Here is a 1,614-nt window from a genome sequence, read left to right as displayed (position 1 = left end):
CGCTATCGCGCACTTCGGATTGGCAAATTTCCCTGCGCCTTCTGGAGACTATCATCCCGTCCGGGGCTGACAGCGTATGCTGAATTTCTGAAAAAAAGAATATCTTTGATGCGTGATGTATTGAAAGAAAGTGGTTCAATATTTGTTCATTGTGATAAGAGTGGCGAACATATTGTTCGAGCGATACTAGATCAAGTTTTTGGTACTAAGAACTTCCAAGCAGAAATAATTTGGAGCTACAAAAGGTGGTCTAACTCTAAAAAAGGATTACTACCAGCTCACCAAAATATTTATTTTTATTCAAAAAGCAAGAATTTCAAATTCAATACTATCTACACTTCTTACTCTGAAACAACCAATATTGACCAAATATTACAACGTAGAACTAGAGATAAACATAATAAGTCAATATACGACATTGATAATAGCGGCAATTTTAAACATTCCGATAAGAAAAAAGGTGTCCCTTTGAGTGATGTTTGGGAAATTCCTTATTTAAACCCCAAAGCAAAAGAACGTGTTGGCTATCCCACACAGAAACCATTGCTACTTTTAGACCGAATTATTGAACTCACAACGGAAAAGGGTGATTTAGTTTTAGACCCTTTCTGTGGAAGCGGAACAACTTGTGTAGCATCTAAATTACTTGGTCGTAACTACATAGGAATAGATGAATCACCAGAGGCTATCGAGCTTTCTCTAAGCCGAATAAACAACCCCATTAAAACCAATTCAAATCTTTTGAAAAATGGAAGAGAATCTTATGTTAATGCTGATAAGGAAGCACTAGGATTATTGAATGGTATTGATTTTAACCCTGTTCAAAGAAATAAAGGTATTGATGCAATTTTAGTCGAAACTTATGAAGATAGCCCCGTATTAGTTCGAGTGCAAAAAAAGAATGAAACCGTAGCAGAGGCGGCGGCTTGTCTAGAAAAAGCAAAGAAAACAAAAAAAGCAAAAAGAGTTATTCTCATACAAACTCAAGGGTGCGAATTATTTAGTAAAGATGTTAGTTATGATGGCATGATAATTCTTCAATCTCCATCAACTCAAAAAGCTAAAAAAGAACCTAATACAGATAATTCCATTATTAACAATAAACTTATATTAATTCCTCCCTCCAACAACACTCAAGACCAAAGATTAATAAAATAAAATGGGGGGTATTCTGGGTTTTTTATCACGGCTATAATTAACGAATATCCAAAATTAAAAAATAGAGCAATGGGAAAAGAAAGAGATAAATTACTTTGGCAGTTAGGTAAAAAACCTAACACCCTGACCAATGAAGAAGCCTCGAAAGAATATACAAAAAGGCGAATAGAAGAAAATAACCCACCGCCAAGAATGAAAAAAATACGGTAGTGGGTTAAATCTGTTATTTCACTTAAATAATTAGGAGAAGTAAAAGGTTTACATCATAATTCCTCGAATGAAATGTTATCAAGAAGTAAGTTGCCCAAATTGTCGCTGTAGCACTATCATGAAATCAGGAAAGAATGCTCAAAATATACAGCGGTATCGCTGCAAAAATAGTGCCTGCCAAACTCAAACATTTATGCTGTACTATCGCTATAATGCATGTGTGCCTGGAGTCCAAGAAAAAGTCGT

The 1,614-nt window shown here is 35.1% G+C and carries 3 protein-coding genes; all 3 read left to right on the top strand.

Going from position 1 to position 1,614, the window contains the following annotated elements:
- Positions 1–18: 18 nt before the first annotated feature.
- A complete protein-coding gene (locus tag CDZ78_RS20135) occupies positions 19–1,158 on the top strand; it encodes a DNA-methyltransferase (protein WP_087871547.1) in 1,140 nt (379 codons plus the stop codon).
- A gap of 69 nt (positions 1,159–1,227) precedes the next feature.
- Positions 1,228–1,368 carry a hypothetical protein gene (locus CDZ78_RS22460; RefSeq protein WP_167374427.1) on the top strand — a complete coding sequence of 47 codons (141 nt, stop codon included), beginning with the start codon at positions 1,228–1,230 and terminating at the stop codon, positions 1,366–1,368.
- Between the two features lie 67 nt (positions 1,369–1,435).
- A partial coding sequence (locus CDZ78_RS24610) for an IS1/IS1595 family N-terminal zinc-binding domain-containing protein (protein ID WP_444979224.1) occupies positions 1,436–1,614 on the top strand: 179 nt, incomplete at its 3' end.

It is taken from the genome of Bathymodiolus platifrons methanotrophic gill symbiont (assembly GCF_002189065.1).
GTDB lineage: Bacteria > Pseudomonadota > Gammaproteobacteria > Methylococcales > Methylomonadaceae > Methyloprofundus.
Note: the sequence above shows the minus strand (reverse complement) of the source record. Positions and strands in the feature narration are given on the sequence as shown.

Bases quoted from the DNA above. Each gene is read 5' to 3' on its own strand.
- CDZ78_RS22460 (WP_167374427.1), top strand. From the start codon at position 1,228: ATGGGAAAAGAAAGAGATAAATTACTTTGGCAGTTAGGTAAAAAACCT.